The organism is Nitrosospira multiformis (assembly GCF_900103165.1).
GTDB lineage: Bacteria > Pseudomonadota > Gammaproteobacteria > Burkholderiales > Nitrosomonadaceae > Nitrosospira > Nitrosospira multiformis_D.
Genome location: NZ_FNKY01000001.1, coordinates 2313719 through 2335837, shown reverse-complemented (window position 1 = coordinate 2335837; position 22119 = coordinate 2313719). Strand labels below are relative to the sequence as shown.

The window sequence follows — 22119 nt, the reverse complement described above, 5'->3', positions numbered from 1 at the left end:
AAACGCGGCAAATTCGAGCGCTGATGGGGTGAATCTACTCTTCAGAGGTTAAACTCAATCAATGACTCGAACGTGCCATAACCGGTCATTGGGGGTTAATGTTCCCTGATTCGACAGAGTATCCGGCAGCAATCCATGCATCGATGCCGCCAGCCAATGGCCGCACGTGGCTGTAGCCCATTTTCATAAGCCGCTTTGCGACCCGTGCGGCAGACGCTTCATTCGGGCACGAGCAATACACAACAACCTCACCGTCATACGTGGTGTCGAGGGTAGAGAGGGTCAGGTCTTCGACGGACATCGCCATCGCGCCCGGAATACGACCTTCATCCTGCGAGAGCGGGGAGCGCACATCAACGATGGTGGGAGCCGCGCCTTGCTGCAGCAACTGGTGAAGTTCATCGACCGATATACGCGCCATGTACAACGATTTCAGAAAGCGATCACGTTGCCACCATTTTCTCGCGATAAACGCGAGCAGCGCTACGCCGATCAAGACCAAACCCCACGTTCCCATATGCTCGAGCACGTTCAACAGGTCATCTATCGTCGTGCTGAATAGCGAACCTAGATAAATCGCCGATCCAGCCCAAAGCGCAGCGCCTGCGCCGTCGAAGAAAATAAAACTAATGCGCCTTGTCCCGAGGGCGCCCGCGAGCGCACTGGCGATCGAAGCGAAGCCAGGAATAAACTTGGCAACCAGCAAAGACGAAGCTCCCCAACGCAAATACACCGATTCAGTTTGCCTCACGCATGAGTCCGGTGATAGCGAAATACGGCAAAGTATCCCCATTACCTTTCTACCATAACGTCTTCCCGCCAGATACCACGTGAAATCGGCAATTAATGCGGCAAGTACGGCGATGAACAGTAGCAAAGGCGCCGAATAGCCGCTGCGCTCCAACAAGGCGCCGGTGATGACCAACGTGGGGTAAGCCGGCAGCGGGGCACCCAATTGCTCAATGAGCACATTGAAGAATACGACAGTCAGGCCATATTGCTCGATCAGTTGTAAGAGAGAATTCATCGTAGCCTCAAACGCGGTGCAGCCACCCTCATCCCATTGGGGCAAAACCGGATGATGGTCGAGAACCGGCCCCTGTCCCGTGCGCCCGCAATAGCGCATAGGGAAATGTATCGAAGAGTTGATCCAGCGCGAGTCCATGCGCTTCGCCGAGCGCCTGCGTGCTGAAGGTCTTGTCGGTCAAGGTGTTAGTCCAACTCTCATGCTTGCGTTCCGGCGGCAATTCGAGCCAGGTGTCGCCCCACACGAGTTTGCCGGCCGGGATCCGATCATGTTCTCCCATGAGTCCGCCAAGCAGACGCGGTACCACAACCAGCAAGGTTTCGTCCCCAAGATGCCGGGTGAAGGCGCATACTTGCTCCGCATGGCCGCCATGCGCTTTCAGCGGCAGGTAGTCGCCGTCACGGAAAAGCAGTTCGCATTCGCGCCGGAATGTCAGCGCCCGCCAGGTGAGATAGAGTTTGATCCGCCCGTCCCCCGGGCTCTCGATCAGCTGTTGCGCGCACGCAGCCGCACCCTTTTCGGCATACATCGTCTTGATCGTCCGCAGTGCTGCATGCCGCGCCGCGTAATCCACCGCACGCCGGTTGTCCGGGTCCACCAGGCTGAAGTCCCATACTTCGTTGCCTTGATAGATGTCCGGCACACCCGGTGAAGTCAGTTTGAGCAGCAATTGCGACAGGCTGTTGAAAGTGCCCACGCGTGCAATACGCTCCTGGAACGGCAAAAAATCACGCAAGAACAGGTTGGTGGATTCGGGAGACAATAGCGCGCGCACGAAATCGCGTGTCGCTTCCTCATATCCGGTGTCCGGATTGATCCACGAACTATGTTCCTTCGCCTCGCGCCCGGCTTTTAGCATGTAGGCTTCCACGCGTTCGGAGAGCCCGGCCAACGCCGCCGCATCCGGTGGGCCGGGTGGTGGGGCCAGACTGGCGGGCCATATGCCAAGCAGCGTCTGGTAAAGTAGATACTCGTCGTTGCGGCTCGGCGCGTACCCGGTATCCAGCCGCATCTCCAGCTTACGACGGTTACCGCGGTTGAGTTTGCTCCAGCGGGAAAGCGCGCGACTCCATTCGTCGGGTATTTCAGAGAGCGCACTGATGCGCGCCCGTACGTCCTCCGAACGCTTGTTGTCGTGGGTTGATGTAGCCAGCATGGCGTGCGGCCAGCGGCGTGCACGTTCCTGATTCTCCCGGTGGAATGCCGCGAGCGACGTGCCGAAGCGCTGCAGTTCGCCACCGACCTCGTTCAGGGATACCAGCCGGTTGTACTGGTAGAAGGTTGTGTCTTCCACCGCCTTGGCCATCACCGGGCTGGTGTACTGTTGAAACTTCATGGCAAAGGCGCACACTGCATCATGCTGCGCTTCATTCTTTCCCTGCGCATGCAGCGCCAGCAGCACGTCATGCACGAAGTCGAAAATGCTGGTGTCCGCCGCCTGGCTTCGCTTCTTCGCGACGCCCACCGCCCAATCCACATAACGGATGTCTTCCGCTGAAGCCTCACAATCGGCGACATAGGTACGGTAGACCGGGAAGCTCGCCACGATCTCGGCCAGCGCGCCACGCAGGCTGTTGAAGGTAAAGTCGCAGGTGCGGCGGCTGCCTTTCGCGATACGCGTCAGTTGGGTGGCCAGCACCTGCAGTTCGCCCGCCAGTGAGGTTTCCATGATCAGGTGCTTGTTTGCCCGTATGATCGTGTCCAGGTCCGGCCGTTCCCGGATGAAGCCCTGATAGAGCCGGGTAAAATGATCGGCGGCGGCGCCGTCGGCAAACAGGCCGCCGCACGCCGCCGCGAAGTCATAGCCCGTGGTGCCATGGACCGGCCAAGACTCCGGAAGATGCTCGTGGGACGCGAGAATCTTTTCCACGATCATATACAGCGGCTTGGGGTTTTCTCCCGCCGTTTGGGGAGAAAGCGCCACCGCCATCGCTTGCAAGCGCTCGAAATATTCCTTCGGCGCGTACAGACCGTCCGGATGATCGATGCGCAACCCGTTCACATCACCACGCGCCAGCCACTCGCGCACCCGTTGATGGGTATGCTCGAACACCCCTGGATCTTCCATGCGTAGCGCCGCCAGATCATTGATATCGAAGAAGCGGCGATAGTTGATTTCATCCGCCGCCGCGCGCCAGAAAGCCAGACGATAGGCCTGGGCCTCCAGCAGTTCGTGCAACGGATTAAAATTCACTGTGTCCGCTGCTGTGCCGTTGAAAGCCGCCACATTTTCCTGAATGAACTGGGCAATGTCGGCGCTATTCGCAAATAGCGAGGCCAAGTGATGCTTGTGCATTTCCTTGTCGCGGGCACGCTCCCCGACCGCCTCGGGAGACGCGCCGTCGCGCGGCGGCAAATGGCTAAAGGCCGTGATCAGGGACTGGAACCGCAGAAGCTCTGCATGCTCATCCCCCAGCCGTGTTCGCAGGCGCTCCAGGCCGTGACCCAGAATGCGCGGATATTCCCGCGGATCTACCGGGAAACAATGCTCATAGTAGAACACACTGAATGCGCCTTGCGCGGCATCGAATGCAAGCTTGAGCTCACCATTTTCCAGAATCGCGCCATAGTGGTCGCCGAGTATCGGCAGCAATACCCGGCCCGGCAGATCCCCGGCGATGAGATACCAGTCGATGTCGAAATAGCCGGCGAATCTGGATGCCGGACCGTTTTCCAGCACGTCCAGCCACCAATTGTTGTCGGCACCCATGATGCCCATGTGATTGGGCACTACGTCCATGATCTGGCCCATCCCATGCTGTTTCAAAGCGGCAACAAACTGTTCAAAGTCTTCGGGGCTGGCGATTTCCGGATTGAGACTGTGATGGTCAGTAATGTCATAGCCGTGGCGGCTGCCGGGGCGGGCCTTGAGCAGCGATGACAGATAGCAGTGGCTGATCCCCAGCTCATCCAGATACGGAATCAGCTCCGTTGCCTGCTTCAGGTTGAAGTCCCGATTCAATTGCAGCCGGTAAGTCGCCCGGGGGATCCACAATTTCACACCGTTTGCAATTTCGCTCCCGGCAGGGGCGGGCGCATGCGAGACCGGCCGCTCCCGGCGCAGGGCGAGCGTTAACCCTTGCAGGAAGGCACTGCCATGCCATTCCTCCAGGTTGAGCGGCAACTTGAGCCGCCAGTTAGGGTAGGCCGGTTCCACCGTGCCCGGCAAATTCGGCTGCTCACGCACGCCGAAACCATCTTCCATCTGTACCAGCAGCAGTTTGGACGGTGCCCGCGCCAGACAGGCATACACAGCCGCCGCCAGCTCCGCCGCCATCTCGGGGAAACCAACCTGATGCAGGCCACCGCTTGCTGGTAACATGCCTTCTCTCTCCAGTGCCACCAATATCTGCGCGCGGTCCGCGGCGCGCTCAACGATCTGCCGATTCCGCGCCTCGTCGTCGGGAAACAGATGCCGCTCCTGACGCAGATCAATGTCCAGCCCTTGCCAGAATCCAGCCAAAGTTGCCAGATCGTGCGTCGTAACCGCTATGACAGCATTCACCGGATACTCTTGTGGCGGCTTCAGCCGGCCGTCGCCGCGCCGCTCGAAATACAGCAGTCGCGTCGACATCACGTTCATGGGCTGCAAGGCCCGGCGCACTTCATCCGGAACGGTACCCAGATCTTCGCCTACCACCAGGCAGCGATTGCGCTGGCTCTCCAAAGCGAGAATACCCAGCAGATCTTCGAATGGATAGCGCACGTAGGCGCCTTCCGTAGCGGGCAGGCCGTGCGCAACCCAAAACAGGCGGTACAGACCCATTACGTGGTCCGCGCGCAGCCCCCCGGAATCGCGCATATTGGCGCGCAGCAGCTCAATGAAAGGTGCGTAGGCGGCGGCAGTCAATTGATGGGGAATCCATGGCGGCAGTCCCCAGTCCTGACCAAGACGGTTGAAATCATCCGGAGGGGCGCCGGCACTGGCACGCAACGCATAGAGTTCGCGCCGGGCCCACGTGGCGCCGCCGCCTTCCGCTACGCCGACCGCCAAATCAAACATTATGCCTACGCCGAGCCCCAACGCCGCCGAGCAGGTGCCAATAGCGCCCAGTTGTGCGGAAGCCTGCCATTGCAGGTATTCGAAGTACTCAACCCGATCCAGGCGATTATCGCAAAATGCCGCCACCTCCGGTGCATGCGGCTCGTGATAGGCTTCCGGCCACGCTGGCCAGCCCCACATTGCGCTGTCCTGCGCGTGAAAATGCTCCTGCAGCGCCTCGAACAGCGCCTGTTTGCGCAGGCTGTCGCCGCGTTCGGCCTGAAAGGTGCGAAAAGCCCGTGCCCGGCTGGTGTCGCGGGTCAAGTGATGAGTGCGGAAATGCCGGTACAGGTACCCGCAAACTTTCGATTTTGCCTCCGCGGCACCGCGATAATCCACCTGTTCCGCGGCGCGAAGCGCGCGCAGCTGCGCCTGGAATCGGGGCGTAGCCACCAGCGCGCGCGCCTCTGCACACTCTGAAAAATCGGTGATGGCTTCCACGTCCAGATAAAGTATGTTGAACCAGGCACGATTGGAAGGACTGTACGGGCTCGCATGCTCAGGCGCATCCGGGAATAGCGCATGTAGCGGATTGAGCAGCAGCGTGCTTGCCCCCGCCTCGGCGCAAAATTCGACCAGACGGCGCAAATCGCCGAAGTCTCCAATGCCATAGTTACGCTCGGAGCGGATGCCATAGAGCTGTGCCGCGAAACCCCACACCCGTCCTTCGCCGTTAATTGCCGGTGGCTCATAGCAGGCGGCGGGCGCGACAATAATGGGCATCTCACCGGTGAGGCCATGCCCATCCACCGGCTCAATCGAGAAGTAGTGATAGCCCGGTTCCACAGCGAGATCCAGCGACAGCATTCCGCGCGCGAATTCCTGGCCGCCGAAATGAGCGCACTCCACATCGTTCAGTGCGGCTGGGGTGAATTCGCCCCTGTCCTCGGCGCCGGATTCCCTGCGCAGACACCAGCGGTAGGCCCGCGTATCCTCGCTTACCGGCAGGGCGATGGCGATATGGTGCGGCCGCACCGCCTCGCGCACCACCTGTACCGGTGATAGCGGCCGTTCCCACTTGCTCCGCTCGAAAGCCTGCAAGGACGCGGAGGTTTCTTCCTCGGTGTTTGCCGCTATTCCCATGGCGCCGAGCAGGGCGCGTTTCGCGGCTTCGGAGATGTGATGGGCATTGCCCCAGATATCGCTGTACCACGGCAGCACACCATACCGGTCGCATAGTTGATCCAGCGTATTGCTCATGTATTTCCTTTTAGGTCGGGTACTTCACCAGAGTACGCGGCACAAACCGGATTTAGGTTCAATGCCATTATTCATGCGGGTTACGATAATTTTCGGGCCCCGGCTATGTTTCGAGCGTCCACACCACGGACCACGGATCGAGCATGCCTTGCCCCGCCTCTGTTGACGAGGCGAACACAGTCTGTCCGGCTGGAATGTCTGCGTGAATTCTCTCACCCGAAAAATTCGCCAGCAGCCGCAGCGTCGAACCATCACCCAGCTGCCACTGCACCCGCAGACTTTCCGGCGCGAATACTTCGAACCTCGCCGAACGCCCACTCATCCCTCGCAGGCGGGGCACAATCACGTCCCGCCGCAGCTTCAATAGGTTCCGGTAATGCGCCAGCCATTCCGCCTGTGCATCCTTGAGCAAGCTCCAGTCGAGCTTCGACGCAAGAAAGGTCTGCATCTCATTCGGGTCCGGTATGGCCGCCTGCATCGCCGGATCGGCGAAGCGCGCGAACCGGGCAAATTCGCGCCGCCGGCCTTGCGTCACCGCTGCGCGCAGTTCGCCGCTGAAGTCGCAAAAGAACTGGAACGGCGATTTCGCGGCGAACTCCTCCCCCATGAACAGCATGGGGATGCCCGGCGCCAGCAGATAGACAGCCGCCGCCGCGCGCACGGCCGCCGCTGGCGCAATATGTGCAATGCGTTCCCCGAAAGCGCGGTTGCCCACCTGGTCGTGACATTGCAGGAAAGACACGAAGGCTTGCGGCGGCAGGTGCGCGCTCGTTTCGCCGCGCTTCGCATGGCCGCGATAGGCTGACACTTCTCCCTGGTAAGCAAATCCTTCCGCCAGGCAGCGCCCGAGGTGGCGGATCGGCTCATCAGCGTAGTCCGTGTAATATCCATCTGTCTCGCCGGTTGTGAGGACATGCAGCGCATGATGAATGTCATCATTCCATTGGGCCGCATATTGAGTGACATGCGGGGCGGCACGCGGGGCAAGATAGGGGGTGACATAGGGGGCGGCGGAAGATCCGCGTCCGAGATAGCGTGCCGCGTTGGCGTCGTTCTCCAGAATCAGGTGCACCCGGCGTTTGCCGCCGATGCTTGCATGCACGCGCTCTGCCAGTTCGGTGAGAATATGTGGTTCAGAGCCGTCGACGATCGCATGCACCGCATCCAGGCGCAGGCCATCAAGGTGATATTCGTGCAGCCAGTACAGTGCATTGTGGATGAAAAATTCGCGCACATCCCGGCTGCCTGGCCCGTCGAAATTGATCGCCGCGCCCCAGGGGGTATGGTGGCGCTCGGTAAAGAATTCTTTTGCATAAACGTGAAGATAATTTCCTTCCGGCCCGAAGTGGTTGTACACCACGTCCAGCAACACCATCAGGCCTCTTGCCTGCGCAGCCCGAATCAATGCCTTGAGATCGTCCGGGCGGCCGTAACGGCTGTCCGGCGCGTAGGGTAGGACGCCGTCATAGCCCCAGTTGCGCGCGCCGGGAAAATCGGCCACCGGCATCAATTCAATCGCCGTCACGCCAAGCTCCACCAGATAGTCGAGCCGTTCCAGCACTCCCGTGAAGGTCCCTTCGGGTGAAAAAGTACCCACATGCAACTCATAGACCACGGCTTCTTCCCACGGGCGGCCGCGCCATGCCGCGTCCCGCCAGTCAAAGTCCGCCGGGTCGATCACTTCGCTTGCGCCATGCACATCGTCCGGGTTGAAACGCGATGCCGGGTCCGGGACACGCAGGCCGCCGTTCACCTCGAAGCGATAGCGTGTCCCTGCGCTGGCGTGCGATGTAATGAGTTCGAACCAGCCGCCACCGCACGAGTCCATCGAAAATGCCCGTTCGTCCTGCCCGGCTGTGACGCACAACGCTACCCGGTCGCAACCGGGCGCCCACAGACGGAAGCGGACACCCTGTTCCGCGATCTGTGCTCCGAAGGGCATATCATGGGATCGTGTGAGCAAGCCTGCTCCTGTCTTTACTGTTTCTCTTCACCACCTATCTCCGCTGGCCGAGCTGGATCAGCCGCCGCATGGCGGTGACTGCTGTTTTTGAACTTTGCGTGAGCGCGTTACTTACGCCGGCGGCAGCCTTTTCCACCATGAACAGCGTGACCAGCGCATCCGCGATCCGTGTATCGGAAGGAAACAAGGCGTGTCCCTTCATCGCTCTGCGATAGCTCTTGAAGAAATTCCGGCTTGCCTGCGCTTGCCAGGTATCCACTTGCTGCCGCAGCGCGACGCCCGTTTCGGGCAAATCAGCCGCCACATGATCCAGCGCCGCTGCCGCCACCTCCGAAAATGAATACAGCATTCCCGCTACATCACGCAGCGGCGTGTGTTTCCAGCGGCGCTGCGCCCAGTCCCGTCCAGGTTCGCCACCATAGTTGGTAATCAGGAAATCGTTACTTGAAAGCCATACCTGGCCGAGATGGTAGTCACCATGATAGCGTGCCTTGGCGGCACCAGTTGCCTCGGGATGCAGGGTTGCCGCGTGCATGATGCGCCGGTAGAGCCTGGGCCGGGCCGCCACCAGATCGTTGCCTGTCGGCTGCACCGGCTCAGGCAGCCACGGCAATTCCGCTTCCAGCAGCTTGTACATCGCGCCCATCTGTATGTGCACACTGTTCACCCATGCGGCAATGTCGTCCGCTGTGATGGGCTCGCTGCCAAATGCATCGATGGCATCGATGGCATCAGGAGCACCGGCGGCGCCGGGTAGTGCGAGCGCCTGATGAAATTCCGCCGTGCGCAGGCCCAGGGTCCTGATCAGATCCATGTAAACGGCATGGCGCGCATCCGGAGGGTGCTCCGGCCGTGCGAGACACTCGTCCAGGAAACGCTCCAGGTAGTCCAGCGTATAAGTCCAGGCATTGCCCTGGTTCTCGCCGTAGCGCTCCAGGATCGCAAGCGTTGAACGATGTCCCTCGCCGCCGTCCGAGTACTCCGCCGTGCCCGCCAGTGGGGTCATGTGGGTAAACTTCGCCGTCTCCGTGAGGAATCGCGATACTTCCAGCTCCGGGTGCACCCCTGGAAGCAACCAACGGTAGCCCTTCAGCACCAGGTGATCACCCAGGTTCACCACCAGACGTCCGCGCTCGGATACGGTACGCGTCACCGTCGCCGTATCCGCTGGATAGGCGAAGCCGGGGAAGGCAAGAGTCGCCCCGAACTGCAACTGCCCGCCGCCAAACGGCACGGTTGAGCCACACTCCATGCTCGATACCACCGTGCGGCAGAATGCGTCGTCCCAGAATGCGTCGAACAGGATCCCCATGCGCGCGCGCCGCCGTACCTTAGCCAGCGTAGCATGCAGCAGCGCACTGATACGGTTCTCGTCCTCATCCTCCCACGCCAGCGCCAGCGGAATGGCGTAGCGATGCGATTCACCATTGGTGAGTGTCAACACCGCGGTGGCCAGCAGCCAGCTGCCGGATTCCGTGGACCACTCACTCATCTCGCCAAGCTCGAATTTCTCCGTCGCCGCATCTTTATCCAGGAACCATGGCTGGGAGCGGAAGTAGCGTGGAATGATCTGCCGCTCCAGCTGGTCCCGCGCGCGGCGCACCATCAGCTGGTTCACACCCTCACGGTCCTCAGTGTGCCCAAAAAGGGTGTGCCATCCCAGGTCTACCAGTATCAGCACGGGCAGATCCGGGGGTACCGGGCGCTCTTCGTGCCAGGCCGGCGCCTCCACATCCGTGGCCAGACGGAAGGCATAAAACCCGTGGCCGCTCAAGGTGAGCAGATACGGCAATTGGCCGATGGGGGGAAACTTGCTGCGGCCCATCAATTCCACCGGCACCCGGCCCTTGAAAGGACTCAAATCCAGTTCTACCGCCTGTGGCGCGCGTGACAGATTGGCCACGCACAGGATGATTTCATCTTCGTATTCGCGCAGATAGGCAAGTATCTTGCGATTGCCCGGCCGCAGAAAGCTGAGCGTGCCGCGACCGAAGGCGCGTTGCGCCTTGCGCATGGCAATCAACCGGCGCATCCAGTTGAGCAGTGAGGAAGCGTTGCGCTGTTGCGACTCCACGTTTACCGCGCCGAAGCCATAGACAGGATCGACAATGAGCGGTTGAAACAGACGATCAGGTTCAGCGGTGGAAAAGCCGCCATTAAGCTCTCCGCGCCACTGCATGGGTGTGCGGACACCATTGCGGTCGCCAAGCAGGAAATTGTCACCCATGCCGATCTCATCGCCATAATAGAGGATCGGCGAGCCCGGCATGGTCATGAGCAGCAGGCTCATCAGCTCAATACGATGCCGATCGTTTTCAAGCAGCGGCGCGAGGCGGCGGCAGATGCCCAGATTGAGGCGCGCGTCAGGGTTAATCGCGTAAGTCTGGTTGAGATAGTCCCGTTCGCGATCGGTGACCATTTCCAGGGTCAGTTCGTCATGATTGCGCAGGAACACCGCCCATTGGCAATTGTCCGGGATGTCCGGCGTCTGCTCCATGATTTCCACGACCGGATGCCGGTCTTCCTGCGCAATGGCCATGTACATGCGCGGCATGAGGGGAAAGTGGAAGGCCATATGGCATTCGTCGCCGTCTCCAAAATACTCGCGTACATCTTCCGGCCACTGGTTCGCCTCCGCCAGGAACATGCGGTTGGGGTAGTGTTGATCCAGTTCGGCGCGCATGCGTCTGATTACCGCGTGGGTTTCCGGCAGGTTCTCGTTGCTGGTACCCTCGCGTTCGCATAGATAGGGCATCGCGTCCAGGCGCATACCATCCACCCCGGCGTCGAGCCAGAATCTCATCACATGCATGATTGCCTTGAATACATGCGGATTGGCAAAATTCAGATCCGGCTGGTGCGAGAAGAAGCGATGCCAGTAATAAGCCTTTGCTTCCTCATCCCACGTCCAGTTGGATTTCTCCGTGTCATTGAAGATGATGCGGGTTCCGCTGTATCGGGAATCGGTGTCGCTCCAGACGTAGAAGTCCCGCTTGCTTGAACCCGGCGGCGAACACCGCGCCGCCTGGAACCAGGGATGCTGATCCGAAGTGTGGTTGATTACCAGCTCGGTGATCACGCGCAAGCCGCGGAGATGCGCTTCGTCGATAAACTTGCGGAAATCCGCCATCTCGCCAACCGCGGGATGAATGTTGTGATAGTCGGCGATGTCGTAGCCGTCATCGCGCCCCGGCGAGGGATAGAACGGCAGCAGCCAGAGCGTGTTGACGCCCAGCTCCTGCAGATAGTCGAGTTTGGAGATCAGGCCCGGAAAATCTCCAATGCCATCACCATTGCTGTCAAAGAACGTCTTGACGTGCAGCTCATAGATGATGGCGTCCTTGTACCAAAGCGGGTCGTCTTCTTGTTCCATGGTGTTCTTTTTTTCCATACTGGAGTGCCGGCATTGCTGAAGCGGGCAGACAGGTGTTATTGAACAGTTTTCCACCTGCCTGGATTATCGTATTACGCGACGCTAACCCGCCCTGCAGGTGCTTCATGAATCAAATGTTTTACGGGTGCAGAAGAAAATGCAACATTGCGTCCGTAATTGAGCCTTTTCCCGCACGGTCGAATGCAACGAACATCGGCGCGGTATTCACCTCAAGAAATTTCAATTTTCCCGTGTCGCCACACGTTTTATAGTCTGCCGCCGCAAAATTGAGGCCGATGCGATCGGTTAATCGTTTCAATTGCCGGGTCAGTTGTTTCGGCGGGCTCGCGATCATTGACAATTTGCAGGCGCTATCCACCCGGTAATCGATTTCTTTTGATTCAATCCCGAACGCCATGAATTCCTTGCCCACACGGAATATCCTGACGTCAGGCGAGACCAGCCGCTCCTGGATAATGGCGGGTGCCGCCGCCGCGCCTCCGCGCTGCGCGACTTTCCCTATCAAATCGTCCAGTATCTGCGTGTATTCGCCCCCGCAAACCGGCTTGCCGATCCATTTCGTGAAGTCACCGCCGGTTTCTTCATTAATTCTTTCAATGTCATTCGATATCAGCGAACGCGGAACGTTCATGCCTGACTCCAACGCCATGCGCAGAATGGCGGGCTTCAGGACATTGGGTTCTCCATTTCTGTTGAAGGCGCGTATATCGATCCGCGAGGCAATCCAGCCCGCAATCGCGGCGTACCAGGCATGAGCGCGAAAAGCTGTTTGCTCGCGGGCGTCTGCCATATGATTGAATACGTCATAGCGTAGAAATGCCGCACCCGGCTCAAGCTGCATGCCGTCAAGCAGCAACCGGTTGGCTTGAATATCCCAATGTATCGAGGGATGCGTATTGGGTCCAAACAAGATTTTCGAGGTAGGTATCTTGCGCTTGCGTGTGATCTTGAGCAGATGCGCAATATTGGGGTCATGTTCCCCGCCCGAAATAAGCAGCATCAGAATTCGCCGAACGGATTGCCCTCGCCGGGCCCTCCCTTGGTACCCTTGCCTTCCTCTCCAACGACCAGTGTTGTAAGACCTTCCTCACCCTTTAGCTTGGTAGTGGGGGCGGGTATTTCTTCACCCTTTTCCCCGGTCGACGGACTCTCTTCCCCTTTCAGGAGGGTGGATGGACCTTCCTCACCGAGAGCGAAGGTCGTCTGAGGACCTTCTTCGCCTTTTGCCCTGGTAGTCGGATTCTCCTCACCTTTAAGCAGCGTGGTAGGCCCCTCTTCACCTATCGCGAGTGTCGTGGGCGTTGGGCCCTCTTCACCTTTAGGTTTCGTTGTCGGCAGCAGCCTGGCTTTGGTTCCCTTGGGAACCTTGGTGGCCGGACTTTCCTCACCCAGCACCAGGGTTGTAAACTGGTCCTTTTCCTTCAAGCTCTTGTCCTCTTCGCCTATCGCGAGTGTGGTCATTGGCGCTTCCTCACCCACCGCCCTGGTTGTCAGTATGTTTTCTTCACCCAGAACCAGCGTAGTGACGTTTTCTGATCTTTTTTCCTTCGCCATGATTATCTCCTTTTGAAATGGAATGACATCAACATTAATCGGCGTGACGAGTACAAGTATAGAAAAGATCTTCAGGAAATCAAGCAGGGACTTTTCTGAATCGCGTCTGATGAATGTAACCGGAAAAGTATTGCAAGACAATATGGCCCGGCTTATGGGATTCTCAAAGGGCTGTGACGGCTGACTGGGAATGAAGCGGCCACACGCGATATCGCTGCACTATGGTATACGTATGTATAGATTATGTCATGGGTGCTTGCCGGATGCCGGCCGGCACTATGCTAACTCGGCCTGCGGGTACCTGCGTTTCAAGCACATCACCATCACCCACTTCAAGAATTGTGTCGCCGGGAAACCGGCAAGGGGAACACTTCGAATACCGAAATGGAATAATCCAGAAAAAGCTCGATTTTTTTCTTGAGACCGGCGGACATGGTTATTTGTCTGGAGCGGAGATCTTCCGGATCCATGTGCTCGATGAGCAAGCCATGATCGATTGCAATCTGAATATATTTGATGGCAGTGCGTTGACTGATGTTCGGCATGAGTTGATGCAGCTCGGATTTATAAAAAGTGTCTCGTGTCGTTCCGTCCAGCCGCAACCACATCTGCGTAAAAAGATCGTAGTAGTTCAAGTCATGGAAGAGCTTGTCTCCCAGGACATCCATCCAGTATTGATCCGTGCTGTTCAGTAATTGAATAAACTCACGGCGTCTTGCATTCGCGGGTCTATCGGGTTTGCTCATTCTCATATCCCTTGGTTGCGCCTTGCAGAATTCTTAATTATCCGTAGATATTATTATATCTCTTTTATACATGTAATTTTACATGTATAATTACTTTTATAGGGGTATTGCTGGATGGATCGCTGAAGTTTCCATAGCAGTACCCGGAAAAGAGGGGTGACGACAATGATTAATAGGATCGAGAAAACCTGGTTTCGCTATCAAGGCGGACTGCTGCCGAACATTTCAGCGCTGTTTTACTGCCAGTTGGCTTATTTTGGCGGCGCCGGGCTTATTTTATCGTTGAATCCGATCCTGATGGCGGCCGGCACGCTCGCCATGGCGCATGGCATGGTGATCGCTTCGTATTTGATCCATGACTGCGGGCACAATACCTTGTTCAAGTCGCCGTGTCACAATGCCGTGGTGGGGAAGGCGTTAAACTGGCTTAGCGGCGGCTGTTACGGCACGTACGCGGATTTGCGTATGACGCATATGCAGCACCATGTGGATAATGCGGATGTGGGGACGCTCGACTACAGAGGCTATCTTGCCAGGCATCCGGCCCAACGCAAAATGGTAGAGGTATTGGAGTGGCTATATGTGCCCGCCGTGGAATTGATCATGCATGGCGTGCTTATCCTTGCTCCATTCGTCTTCAAGGAAAAGAAGGATCAACGGCTGCGTATAATGCGGGTAGCAGTGATCCGCTTCAGCCTGCTTCTGGCGCTGTTCCTCTACTCACCGATGGCCTATCTGTGCTATCTGCTGGCTTATACCATCCTGTTGACCGTGTTGCGTTTCATGGATGCATTCCAGCATAACTATGGCGTCCTGGCGTTTGCGGACAGCGCGGAGCTGATCAAGCACAGGGGCGACCGGGACTATGAGGAATCCCACACATTCAGCAACCTGATTTCGATCAAGCATCCGTGGCTGAATCTGCTCACTCTCAACTTCGGGTATCACAATGCGCATCACGCCAGGCCCACCACGCCCTGGCACCTGCTGCCAACGTTGCATCAGACGCTGTATGGGAACGATACGTCGGTTGTCATTCCGTTCTGGAAGCAATTATCAAGCTTCCATAAGAACAGGGTCGCACGCGTATTCGGCGACGATAGCGAGACGCAGGGAGACCGGTTTGCACAGCGCCTGTGGGATGGTTCAGCAGTGGGTATTGGCGGAGTGTCTTTCCTGACCCCATTCTAAGAAACACTGTACGGCCCCCGGTTGACCGGGGCCGTACAGGGGCAAGGGGTATACAAATTGCAGTAAACTGGTGTACGCGCCATGTTGCGCTCCCTGGCGCCGTAGACTAAGCTACGATTTCCACCGCCTATATCAAACGTCTGTGTCAAACGCCTATGATCATCCCGATTCCATGGCAGCGCGTTCCGCGGAGGACTCATTCGGAGATCTTCTGATATGAATAAAGGTGTCTGCGTGGTTGTTGGGGTGGGTCCGGGTAACGGTGCCGCGATCGCAAGCCAGTTTTCTGCCAATGGTTACCAGGTAGCCCTTTGCGCGCGTAACCAACGGAAATTGAATGACATTGCGGCGACTATCAAGGGGTCCAGGCCATTCGGGTACGATGTCCGGGACCCCGAAGCCGCACCCAAAGTTTTTGCTCAAATCCGGCAGCAACTTGGCTCGATTGACGTTCTTGTGTACAACGCGGGTGCAGGCGCTTTTGCCAATATCGACGACGCCACGCTGGCGGATTTCCAGTCTGCCTGGGAAGTTAATTGCAGGGGGCTGTTTCTCGCGGTAAAGGAGGTGCTCCCCGATATGCGCGCTGCGGGAGCCGGTCATATCATCGCCATCGGTGCGACCGCATCCATCAAGGGCGGAGCCCATTTTGTTCCCTTCGCATCCGCGAAGGCCGGTCAACGGGGACTCGTCCAGTCTCTGGCCAGATATCTCTGGCCAGAGAATATTCACGTCAGCTATGTCATACTCGACGGGATCGTGAATCTGCCGCGAACCAGGCAGCTGATGCCTGACAAGCTGGATGAATTCTTTATGGAACCCTTCCGGATTGCGGAATCCGTCTACTTTCTCACGCAGCAGGACAAACAAGCCTGGACATTCGAACTCGACCTTCGGCCTTACGCGGAGAAATGGTAGGTAAGTATCCGGTAGCGTTCATAGCCTGCCCACCACTGGTTTGGCCCCGATCCCGGATCAAACCCGAATGACGAAATTCGTAGTATTGCGCGCTATAGTTAAACAGGAGAGGATCGTATGAAACTGGAATCGCTGGCATTGCACCATGGATACAAATCCGAACCGACGACGAGAGCTGCGGCGGTTCCCATTTATCAGACAACATCCTATACGTTTGACAACACGCAACATGGCGCCGATCTATTTGATCTAAAGGTGCCGGGAAATATTTATACTCGCATCATGAATCCCACCAACGCGGTGCTGGAGCAGCGCATCGCGGAGATGGAGGAGGGCGTTGGTGCGCTGGCCGTGGCCTCGGGCATGGCGGCAATCACCTATGCGATTCAATGTATCGCCAGCACCGGCGACAATATTGTGAGTACCAGTCAGCTTTATGGGGGTACTTACAATTTGTTTGCGCATACATTCCCCCGACAAGGCATTGCGTCGCGCATGGTGTCGTACGATGACTATGAGGGTATCGAGCGGAATATCGACAGTAATACCCGGGCGGTTTTTTGCGAGTCCATCGGAAATCCCGCGGGAAATATCGTCGATATCGAAAAACTGGCGGACATTGCGCATAGGCATGGGGTGCCGCTCATCGTCGATAGTACGGTTTCCACCCCCTATCTTTGCCAGCCTTTCAAGTTTGGGGCGGATATAGTGGTGCACTCGCTGACGAAATATATTGGGGGGCATGGCACGACTGTAGGAGGAATGATCGTTGATTCGGGAAAATTCGATTGGGTTCAGCACAAGGCACGCTTCCGCTTGCTGAATGAAGCCGATCCTTCGTATCACGGTGTGGTGTATACGGAAGCATTTGAAAATGCCGCCTTTATCGGCCGCTGCCGGGTCGTGCCGCTGCGTAATACCGGTGCGGCTTTGTCACCGCATAGCGCATTTTTAATACTGCAAGGCCTGGAAACGCTGGGTTTGAGGATGGAACGGCACTGTGAGAATGCCCTGAAAGTCGCGCAGTATCTGGAAGGCCACCCAAAAGTGGAACGGGTCAATTATGCGGGATTGCCCGGCAGCAAATATCATGAGCTGTGTAATAAGCTAAGCAAAGGAAAAGCCTCGGGGATACTGAGCTTCGAGATCAGGGGTGGGGCGGCCTCAGGCGGCCAGTTCATTGATGCGTTGAAGATGATCTTGCGTCTGGTTAATATTGGCGATGCAAAATCACTCGCCTGTCATCCCGCATCAACCACCCATCGGCAACTGAACCCGGATGAACTGAGGGCCTCAGGGGTGTCGGAGGGTCTTGTCAGGATATCGGTGGGCATAGAGCATATCGACGATATCATTGAGGATATCGCTCAGGCGCTTGATGTGGTTGTTTGAGTGTGCACAATGATGGGTTGCCCCTTGCTCCACCCATCCTACCGGAAACTGTATTTTTTAAGTCGGCAGGTAGTGGGTCGTACAAAAAGCGCCAGTAATTGCGCCTTCCTTGTTTTCCTTGTGATAATCGTGCCACCAGCGCGCCGATTGCCAGATGGCTTCCGGGCAGCTCGCGCGGCTTTCGAGGCCCGGGGTGAGGTCGAATCCCTCAGCGCCGGTTACGGTTTCGAGCATGGCGGCCGAGGGAATCCCCATACCGTCCAGTAGCGGATTTCCCGTGCGCCCCGCGCCCCATACATATCCCAGCCACGCCAGCAGGAGTTGCACCGCATCAAGCACGATACGCTGTTGCTGGAATTGCTCAAGCGTATCCATGAGCTTTTTCGGTGTCACTGAAGCCGGAAGATAAAGAATAGCGATGTTGGGAAAGCTTTTGGGATCAGCATATCGGCCGAGAACTGTTTTTTGCACGCCATTGCTTGCCGGAGGAAAACCAAAGCCCTCGGCGGGCATCAGGGAGATTTCATACAAGGGTGCCGTGGCCAGGGCTTTGGCTTCGCCTTGCCCCAGCAATGCCACATGCGACCAGTGGCTGGGCGTCAGATCATTACGAAAATGCGATTGCGCAACCCTGAGACGGAAGTCAACCAGGCCCGTGCCGCCCAGCAGCAATATCGCTACCCTGTCATTTCGCCAGTGAGCGCGCAACCAGTCTATGTTGGTTTTTCCGCGTGCCCTCTTGTGCTCTTTGAATTCCTTGTTGATCGACTTGGCTCTGGAAGATAATGTAGGCATCTGTTCTCCTTATGCGGGGATGAGTGAGATTTCACGCACGGCTTGCGGCCTGCGTTGGCTGAAGTCTTGGTGAATCGGATAGTAAGTCGTGCGCAAATTTATGCCGGCACCGCTGCGCGTGAACGAAAGCAATACAAAATGGTTGCCACGCTGCTCGTGACCCCGAGAGCAGACAAATCGTGAACCAAAATCGCTGAACCACAGAAATTCCGGTACCGGCCCTGGACTGGAATGGCGCGGCCACGCCTCGGTTTGGCCGGCAATCGTTCCCCGGAGGGCGAGCAGCTGATCTTTTGCCACGGTACTGACAAGCGACGTGGGAGAGGAGATAATTTCGAATATCGACTCCCGTCCGGTGCGTGCGTCCCGGGCTGCCGCGAGCCGCCCCCAGTGCACATCGCCGGTGATCATAATGACGGGCAGACCGGCCTCGGCAAGCCGCCCCAGCGCATTCGTGAGGTCACTGAAATCGCCATAGTTCGCCAACTGGTAATCGGCGACCCTGCCTCTCAATCCCCCTACCGGCAAACCGAGCATCGATTGCCCGGTAATGAACACTCCTATCCGCCGCTGCTGTATCGTATCGGAAATCCAATGATCAAGCTGTTTTCTCGCCCTAGCCGTCAGTATCGTAGCCAGATTGGGGTCGCGCTTCGATCTTCCATCCGCCATAAAGAATGACAGCGGCTCAACATTGATGACCGATGCGTCGCCCAACTCGGCCGGGCCTCCATGATGATAGGTATCGGGTTCGTAGGAGAATTGAAAAGCCTTATACAATGCAGCCGCAGCCGCGGTCCAGTTATCGCGTCCGGATTGTGTCCAGCTATTTTGTATAAACGGACTGGAGTGCGGAAAATTATTCCAGTATTCGTGATCATCGGGTATGGCCGCGGTGGGCGCAACCTTGAATAATTGCGAATAACCCTCTTCTTTCTGCCAGTTTGCGCGGTAGCTGCTTTCAAACCTGCGTGCAAGCGCGGCCTTGTTATTTGGGAAATTCGCAAGCGTGGGCAAATCCAGGTAAACCTGATCGCCTAGCAGCAGCGTCAAATCAGGACGCACCGCGCCGTTCAGCTGATTCGCGAAAATACCAGCCAGCCCGGCTTTGTCTTCTCCCTGGTAAAAACATGAGGCCAGCAGGACGTTGAACGTACTCTCAAGGACGCTGGGAACGCTGGAGGGAAGCGTTCTCGTGCGCAGTTCGGCGCTCGCTGTCGTGCCAAGGGCGCTTGCACTGAGGGATATTTTATAGGCGGTGCCCGATTGGAGGCCATCGATCTCGAATACGCCAGTAAAATTATCCGCCGGCAGCGCACCGCGAAACTCCACCGGGATGGCACTTGCAAGCGGCCGAAGCGGGTGTATCCGGGCCGCGGCAACAGGATTGCCGTCAAGAAACCAGGTGAGGGAGGGCGCCTGGGAAGCAAGAATTCCAACCCATATGCGTAGACAGCTGCTGGGCGCGGCACGAGGCACGAGGGATATCTTCATGCCCAAAAACCTCGTAGTGCCGGGAAATTCATGAGGTCAAGCCTGGATCAAAGGCAGGAATTGTAATGCCATATCCATAAACCATGTGCCTCCATACGATTTTCGGTAGGATGGGATAGAGCAGATGCAACCCCATTATTGGTTAATTCCACACTTCTCCAAACTGAATCGCGTCACTGGCTTCGATGGGTGACGCTATGCTTAACCATCCCGCACAGGCCCATGGTGCCAGAACATTCACATAATTAAGCATAGCATAACAATATGCGGAAATCCTGAATAGATAGACGGTTATTTCTTCCGTTCACGTATATAAGAATCAAGAAAATCCAGTATGCGATCTTCATATTCCCTGCCTGCATAGGCATGCATGTTGAAGTGTCCGCCTCCCGGTACTATCCACATTTCTTTTGGTTGCCGGGCGGCCTCAAATAACCGCCTGGTTTCCGCGACAGTCGTATGCCGATCATCGGTGCCGGATATCAGCAGCAAAGGCGTATCGAGGTCGCCTATGCGGGTAATGGGATTCAACGCCTCGGGCGAAATATTCAGGCGAAACGTTAGTTGCCATAGCAGGAGCGGGGAAAGCGCCGGTCCCAGCTCGCCAAGGTGGAGTCTCAACCGGTTTTCGACGGCTTCTTCAATAGTGGGGTGCAGCGATTCGAGCACCACGGCGTCAAGCCTTAACGGATGGCTCGCCAGCACGATAGCGGCCGCACCCAGCGAAACGCCAATGGCGGCAATCCTTTCAGACGGGAAATTCTCTCGCAGAAAGGCCACGGCGGCCTCCACATTCTCTGATTCAAGCGCGCCAAAGGTGATCCGTTCGCCGGGTGTCTCGCCATGCGCCTGAAGATCGATGAGAAGAACACTGTATCCCCGCGCATTCAGGAATTTGGCCCGGCTAAGCATCTCGACGCGATTGCTGCGGATCGAATGAACCAGCAATATCACGCCGCCGCCGTGTGCGCCGCGTCTCAACCAGCCGTGCACGCCGAAACCGGCGTCACGGGAGCCGGCATTGAGGGGAATCTGCACGGATTCGACCGGAAAATCGGACGACACCGGGCCGGACAGGGAATCCACGGCGGTGGGCGCCGCGCCGCTCAGCAATTCGCCCACGCCAATCGCGCCAAGTATGATGGCGGCTACGCAGGCGGATACTCCGGTCAGAATCCAGCGGCGCATAGGTTTTGAGGTGGGTTGATGGCAAAATAAACTCGTTTATTTTGCCACGTAGTGAGTGAATGGCCGGGTTACGCTACACTAGCCCGATCTACTTCTGCTGCAGGGGTCCGTCATACCATCCACTTCTCATCAGCCATGTTGACCACTCGTCAGTACCCTTGATGCGAGGGCGGTGCCGAGCACGCGCGCCTGTATCTTCTCGAAGGCTGTGTCGCGGCTTGTGGAGGTGTCATCGCAGAAAGGCGAGAAACCACAGTCATCCGTCGTGCCTAGCTGATCGATGGGAATATATCCGGCTGCTTCGAGAATGCGATCCCGGATTTGTTCCGGGTTTTCGATTTGCGGATTGATGGGATCGACGACGCCGATAAAAATCCGATGGTCCGGTTTCATATGGGCGCGAATGATCTTCAGCACCCGTACGTAATCCCGCTCACGCGCCAGCGAGATATAAAAATTTCCCGCTTTCAATTGAAACAGACTAGGTAACAACTCGGCATAATCGACATCGGCACTGTGCGTCGAATCCCGGTCGCTACCCGGGCACGTATGTATTCCAATCCGCGTAAGTTCTGCGGAGGTAAAACGCGAGAGCGCCAGGTTATTCAGATCGATAAAACTGTTGAGGAGCCTCCCCGTGGGATCAAGTTTCAGCGCGAGCCGTCCCTCGGTGAAGTCGATTTGAACCTTGTGCGCACCCTTATCAAGACAGCGACGAACTTCGGTTTCATGCTCGCGAATAAGATCGTCAATAAACTCCGCGCGCGAATATCCGGGAATCTCTTCGGCCGGATACATAAGGCTCAAGGCGGAAGGTGAAATAACCGCCTGTTTGACGGGAACGCGCGTGTACCGCATGGCTTTTTCCAAAAAGCGGTCCGCATAGATCCGGTAACGAAACGGTCCTGATGCGAGCTGCGGCATACGACGGTGGTGGCCTGCCTCGAACGGAATGATGAAACCATCGGGAGTCGTATTTTCGAGCCCATCTACGCAGTAAGTGATGAAATTGTGGTATTTCCTCTGTTCACCATCGGTAATGACTGGCGACCCCGTCGCCTCGAATCTTTGGATGGTATCCCGTATCGCGATCTCGTAGAGGGACTCCAGCTTCGGGTCCATGGGGTCACCGTTGGCGAACGCCTCGATTAATTCAGGCGGTCTCGGGATGCTGCCGATGGGCTCGGTAGGTATGATCGTCATCATGATTTCCGA

14 protein-coding genes are annotated in these 22119 nt (G+C 57.2%); 3 read left to right on the top strand and 11 right to left on the bottom strand.

The window, feature by feature from the left end; all coding sequences use genetic code 11:
* Positions 1-85: 85 nt before the first annotated feature.
* The 7 genes from BLR00_RS10465 to BLR00_RS10435 all read right to left on the bottom strand — a co-directional run bounded on the left by BLR00_RS10465 (position 86) and on the right by BLR00_RS10435 (position 13926).
* A complete protein-coding gene (locus BLR00_RS10465) occupies positions 86-1027 on the bottom strand; it encodes a DedA family protein/thiosulfate sulfurtransferase GlpE (RefSeq protein ID WP_074632322.1) in 942 nt (313 codons plus the stop codon).
* Between the two features lie 28 nt (positions 1028-1055).
* Positions 1056-6269, bottom strand: coding sequence for a malto-oligosyltrehalose synthase (locus BLR00_RS10460; protein ID WP_074632321.1), 5214 nt, complete (start codon positions 6267-6269; stop codon positions 1056-1058).
* 103 nt (positions 6270-6372) lie between these two features.
* Positions 6373-8211, bottom strand: coding sequence for a malto-oligosyltrehalose trehalohydrolase (gene treZ / locus BLR00_RS10455; RefSeq protein ID WP_074632320.1), 1839 nt, complete (start codon positions 8209-8211; stop codon positions 6373-6375).
* 55 nt (positions 8212-8266) lie between these two features.
* Positions 8267-11605, bottom strand: coding sequence for a maltose alpha-D-glucosyltransferase (treS, locus tag BLR00_RS10450; RefSeq protein ID WP_074634255.1), 3339 nt, complete (start codon positions 11603-11605; stop codon positions 8267-8269).
* A 139-nt stretch (positions 11606-11744) separates the two neighbouring features.
* Positions 11745-12626 carry an ATP-grasp domain-containing protein gene (locus tag BLR00_RS10445; protein WP_074632319.1) on the bottom strand — a complete coding sequence of 294 codons (882 nt, stop codon included), beginning with the start codon at positions 12624-12626 and terminating at the stop codon, positions 11745-11747.
* A complete protein-coding gene (locus tag BLR00_RS10440; RefSeq protein WP_107797582.1) occupies positions 12626-13180 on the bottom strand; it encodes a hypothetical protein in 555 nt (184 codons plus the stop codon). The genes BLR00_RS10445 and BLR00_RS10440 overlap by 1 nt, the downstream gene beginning before the upstream one ends.
* Before the next feature lie 332 nt (positions 13181-13512).
* Complete coding sequence (locus BLR00_RS10435) at positions 13513-13926, bottom strand: MarR family transcriptional regulator (RefSeq protein WP_256324113.1); 414 nt, start codon at positions 13924-13926, stop codon at positions 13513-13515.
* A gap of 165 nt (positions 13927-14091) precedes the next feature.
* Here BLR00_RS10435 and BLR00_RS10430 point away from each other — a divergent pair, with 165 nt between their 5' ends.
* From BLR00_RS10430 to BLR00_RS10420, 3 genes are all read left to right on the top strand, one after another.
* Entirely contained in the window at positions 14092-15117 is a 1026-nt protein-coding gene (locus BLR00_RS10430) for a fatty acid desaturase (RefSeq protein ID WP_074632317.1), read from the top strand.
* A gap of 216 nt (positions 15118-15333) precedes the next feature.
* Complete coding sequence (locus tag BLR00_RS10425) at positions 15334-16035, top strand: SDR family NAD(P)-dependent oxidoreductase (protein ID WP_074632316.1); 702 nt, start codon at positions 15334-15336, stop codon at positions 16033-16035.
* 117 nt (positions 16036-16152) lie between these two features.
* On the top strand, positions 16153-17427 hold the full coding sequence (locus BLR00_RS10420; RefSeq protein WP_074632315.1) for an O-acetylhomoserine aminocarboxypropyltransferase/cysteine synthase family protein: 1275 nt from the start codon (positions 16153-16155) through the stop codon (positions 17425-17427).
* Between the two features lie 57 nt (positions 17428-17484).
* On the opposite strand, the gene BLR00_RS10415 is transcribed toward BLR00_RS10420, so the two are convergent.
* The 4 genes from BLR00_RS10415 to BLR00_RS10400 all read right to left on the bottom strand — a co-directional run bounded on the left by BLR00_RS10415 (position 17485) and on the right by BLR00_RS10400 (position 22110).
* Positions 17485-18222 (bottom strand): hypothetical protein, encoded by a 738-nt coding sequence (locus BLR00_RS10415; RefSeq protein ID WP_074632314.1) that lies wholly within the window; start codon positions 18220-18222, stop codon positions 17485-17487.
* Between the two features lie 9 nt (positions 18223-18231).
* Entirely contained in the window at positions 18232-19716 is a 1485-nt protein-coding gene (locus BLR00_RS10410) for an alkaline phosphatase D family protein (RefSeq protein WP_074632313.1), read from the bottom strand.
* 291 nt (positions 19717-20007) lie between these two features.
* Positions 20008-20904, bottom strand: coding sequence for an alpha/beta hydrolase (locus BLR00_RS10405; protein WP_074632312.1), 897 nt, complete (start codon positions 20902-20904; stop codon positions 20008-20010).
* A 129-nt stretch (positions 20905-21033) separates the two neighbouring features.
* A complete protein-coding gene (locus BLR00_RS10400; RefSeq protein WP_218124326.1) occupies positions 21034-22110 on the bottom strand; it encodes a cobalamin-independent methionine synthase II family protein in 1077 nt (358 codons plus the stop codon).
* Positions 22111-22119 lie beyond the last annotated feature (9 nt).